At 55.9% G+C, this 4,191-nt stretch carries 3 protein-coding genes; all 3 read left to right on the top strand.

Features of this window, described 5'->3' with window-relative positions; translation table 11 throughout:
- Positions 1-250 precede the first annotated feature (250 nt).
- The 3 genes from HRF49_09845 to HRF49_09835 all read left to right on the top strand — a co-directional run bounded on the left by HRF49_09845 (position 251) and on the right by HRF49_09835 (position 3,636).
- Positions 251-1,900: a hypothetical protein gene (locus tag HRF49_09845; GenBank protein ID MEP0814951.1), complete on the top strand. Its 1,650-nt coding sequence runs from the start codon at positions 251-253 to the stop codon at positions 1,898-1,900.
- Positions 1,897-3,147, top strand: coding sequence for a polysaccharide biosynthesis/export family protein (locus HRF49_09840; GenBank protein MEP0814950.1), 1,251 nt, complete (start codon positions 1,897-1,899; stop codon positions 3,145-3,147). The genes HRF49_09845 and HRF49_09840 overlap by 4 nt, the downstream gene beginning before the upstream one ends.
- A 78-nt stretch (positions 3,148-3,225) precedes the next feature.
- Positions 3,226-3,636 (top strand): hypothetical protein, encoded by a 411-nt coding sequence (locus tag HRF49_09835; protein ID MEP0814949.1) that lies wholly within the window; start codon positions 3,226-3,228, stop codon positions 3,634-3,636.
- Positions 3,637-4,191: the final 555 nt, after the last annotated feature.

Raw genomic sequence — 4,191 nt, 5'->3', positions numbered from 1 at the left:
TATCCGATTCCGGCGGATTCCGCCATTCGGTTGGATTTTGCCCGTTTTGGCGGCGATACGCGGCCTCCCGGCCGCGCTTCCCGGAGCCGTGATAGTCCAAGAAAGTTCGCCGCGCAAACGCCGCGCTTCCCGGAACCGCGATATGCCGCGCATTCGATATCCGGCGCGAACGTGCGTTTCACGCGCGCGGTGATATAATCCGCGGCCTCCGGTTTGGGGCAGGAGACGAACGGCTTGAAAGGGGCAATCGGTGCAGGATAGCGGGCTCGAGCGCGGCTCGGCCGTCGATGCGGGCGCAGGGAACCTCGCCCGTTACCTCGCCGCGGCCGCGGGCAGGAAGGGGCTCGTCTTCTCCCTCTTCTTCGTTGCGGCGGCCGCGTCCTTCCTAGGCACCGTAATCCAAGCGCCGGTTTATACCGCGACCGGCCGAATTCTTATAAAAAAACAGCAGCCCGCGCTTGCAGCGGCCGCGAGGATCGCCGCGCTTTCCGGCGTGTCGCCGGGAACGGAGACCGAGCTGCAAATATTGAAGGCGCGCACCACACTCGAAGAAGCGATAGGCAAGCTTCACCTGGACGTGGACGTGCGGCGCGACGCGCGCGATTCCGCGTGGTGGAGGCTGCGCGACGTGGCGGCGCGCTATTTGAAAATTTTTCCGGCTCCGGACAGGCGGCTGTCTTCGACGGCGCTGGAACTTGAGGAGTTCTCGCTGCCCGAAGCTTTGCGTCCGGCTAAATTCCGCGTGGTTCCCGGCGAAGGCGGCGTCTTCGAAGTATTCGATTTGACCGGCGTGCTTGGCGCAAAAGGCGCCTCCCTCGGAGCAGGCAAAGTCGGAGAGCCGTTCGAGAACGGGCAGCTAAGGATGGTTGTCTCGCGGATGGAAGATTACGGCGCGACGACCTTCACGCTGACGGCGAAACCGGCGTTCGACACTTTCGAAGCGCTTGCGGGCGCGGTCGAGGCAAAGGAATCCGGCTTCCAGAGCGGCGTAATAAAGCTGGAAGTGGAAGACAAAAGCGCCTCGCGGGCGGCGGATATTGCGAACGAACTGTTGAAAATTTACGAAAGGCGCAGCGTGGATTTCACGCGGCAGGGCGCGACCCAAACCCTGGATTTCGTGAACGGCCAGCTGGAAGAGGTAGAGAAGGCGCTGGAGGAGTCAAGGCGGAAGCTGGACGGATTCAAAAGCTCGAAAGGAACGGTGCTGCTTTCGGAGGAAGCGAAGGGGCTGATCACCCAGATGTCCGCTCTCGAAAGCCAGGCCGAAACCGCGCGCCTTGAGCTCGACCAGACGCGCAAGCTCAAGCGCAGGCTCGTGTCGGGCTCGACGGAGGACTACGTGCTTTCGGGAACCGGATCTTATACGCCGCTTGGATTCGTCGGAATCGACTTGTTTCAGCGTTTGGTTTCGCTTCAGCTGGAGCGTTCGAACCTGCTGCAGGTGATGACTCCCGAGCACAATAACGTGAAGGCCGTGGACGCGAGAATTAAAGAATTGAAGGGCATTATCATTTCCAATATTGACAATCATATAAAGGCGCTGGAAGGGGAAATATCGGATTACGACAAGCTGGTCGCGGGCTACAAAGCCCAAATGAAAAACCTGCCCGGAATGGAGAGCGAGCTGACTGTCCTCTCCACCGAGCTTGAGGTGAATTACAAGCTGTACCGCCAGCTCAGAGAGCAAAAGCAACAGGCCGAGCTGACGGCCGCGTCGCAAGTGTCGGGGATTTTCATTCTCGATCCCGCGGTTCCTCCCGCGAAGCACACGAGGCCGAAGAGGTTGACCACCTCCGTCATCGGCGGGCTGTTCGGGCTGTTCATCGGGCTGGTGTGGGCGGCGCTTTTGGGTCCGCCCGCCCGTAAAGAAAGACGCGCCGCCGCGGAGGGTTCAAAGTGAAACCTGCGATTTTAATTTTGTCTTTCGCGTTCGTTGCGGCTTTTTCCGCACCTTCGTTCGCGCAATCCGTCCGGTACGATTTAACCGGCCCGCTGGACGAGGTTTACATCCCTTACGATTATCCGATAGGAAAAGGCGACAGGCTGCGCGTGACCATAGACACCGGCACCGCAGCGGAATACTTCCCGATGGTCGGCCGCAACGGGAACGTTATCCTGCCGATCGTGGGTTCCGTTCCCGTTGAAGGTATGACGATGAACGAGGCCACCGAGCTTCTGACGGAGCTGTTTTCCAAGTATTACCGGGAAGTTTATCTTAACGTACAGGTGCAGAATCCCGCCAGGATCAAAATTTTTCTCAGGGGGGACGTGCCTGCGCCGGGAGTGTACATCGTCTATTCGCATACCAGCTTCATTGAGCTCCTTCAAGCGGTAGGACTGGCGAATTCCGGCGCGCACCGCCGGTTCGTTCATTTCAGACGCAAAGACGGCGGCTATGCGGCGTCGGACGTTCCAGCCCTTGAGAAGGAATCGGAAGAGACTTACGTCAAGACCGAAATCGATCCGCTGGCCATTACGGTCGGCGGTAAAGTCGGCCAGAACTTCCTGTTGCGCGACGGAGACATTATAGAGGTGGAGCCGCCCGGGAAGACGGTCAAAATCACGGGTACTCTGCGTCCGGGCGTTTATGAAATTCTTCAGGGGGAAACACTAAAAAACCTCCTTGAAATTTCCGGAAGCGTTGATCCGTACCTCGACCTTGGAAACGCAATAGTGGAGCGCCACGCTCCCGGCGGCGCGTTGGAACGGATTTTATTGGATTTCGAGCCGTATGCGGACGGTGAAGCGCCTCCCGATTTAGAGCTGCAAAACAGGGATGAAATCAAAATCATCGCCAGGGAATCCCGCGTCTTCGTCATAGGAAGCGTGAATATGCCGGGAGCCATTCCTCACGCCCAAAACATGTCCGTTCTCGATTATCTTTCGATCGCCGGACCGACGGATCAAGCGTATCTGCCGAAGGTGATAATCATCAGGCAGCCCAGGGACGCCGGCAAGCCGATTACGGAAAACGAAATAATCAAAGTTGATATGAAAGCTCTGACCAAGGGCAAGGAGCCTCCGTCCGACTACACTATCCGGCCGGGCGACGTGATCTTCGTTCCGGATCGCGATTCAAGGCTCGACTGGCGCGACGTCATTTCTATGCTGAGCACGCTGTTCATCGGGATTAATGCGCTGAGGTAGCCTTTCGGCGGTTTTGCTCCTCATATATCAGGTGTATAATATTTCCGCTTGTGAAGATTCCCGCGCTTAGGGGGCGGTATGCCTAATTTCGCCAATTGCAGATCGTGCAACCGGGTATTCGACGATGTCTACCGCATCGGGTCTTGTCCAGAGTGCATAGACGCGTATTCCAAGAATCGGGATTTCCGCAAAAAGCTTTCCCTTGTGCGCAACTTCGTCAAGGACAAGGAGCTTGCGGGCGAAATCCTGACTGTTCATGAGCTTGCAGAGGGAGTAGGACTGGATGAAGCCGAAATCTGGATTTTTATCAGAATGGGCGAAATAGATACCGCGTCGTTCGACGATCCGAAGGTGAGGGAATACAAACTCCGCTTGGCGCGCCGCATCGAAGAGGAAAAGAGGGGGGCGCGGGCGGAGTTGGCGGAAGAAATAGAAAAAGCCATTCATGGATTTCATTCAAGGCCTGACCGCAAGCGCGATACGGGCTAAGGGAGTTCTTTTTTCAAAATGCGAAGTTGCCGCTTTGCATCATCCTTGGAGCCTCTTTTTTATTTATTATGTGATTCACCCCCAATCGTCATGCCATTCCGCTCGGTTGGATATAGCGATTTGTATTATTGATGCGGCGATTTTAAGCCCGACGGCGCATCCCAAAGCATAGATTTGAACTAATTCGGTCGAAAAATCGAGTTTGTTGCTTGTTTTGTTGCTTGTGAAGGTTGGAAGCCGATTCTTTGGAACCTGTTGACAAATGGCGTTTTCCGCAATAAAATGTGAATGCCGGATAGTAAGCTACCGGCTAATCCGAGGTTGAGGGGTGAAAGGAGATCTGGGGTCTCCTCCCATAGTTATTGCTGTGGCGCTTTTGCGCCGCGTAATTTGGTTGTGAAGCCATAGCGGGTTGTTTCAAGCATGGCTTATGTTTTTTTCGGCATTTGTTCATCTTTTACAAGGAGTGATTGGTGATGGTAAGTGGCATGCGATGGTTGTTATGGGGAGCGGTGGTGACATTGCTTCTCGTGGCTGTCCTCGCTGGCTGCGGCA

The organism is bacterium, from assembly GCA_039961635.1.
Lineage (GTDB): Bacteria > 4484-113 > 4484-113 > JAGGVC01 > JAGGVC01 > JABRWB01.
This window is presented reverse-complemented; position numbering and strand designations above follow the sequence as displayed.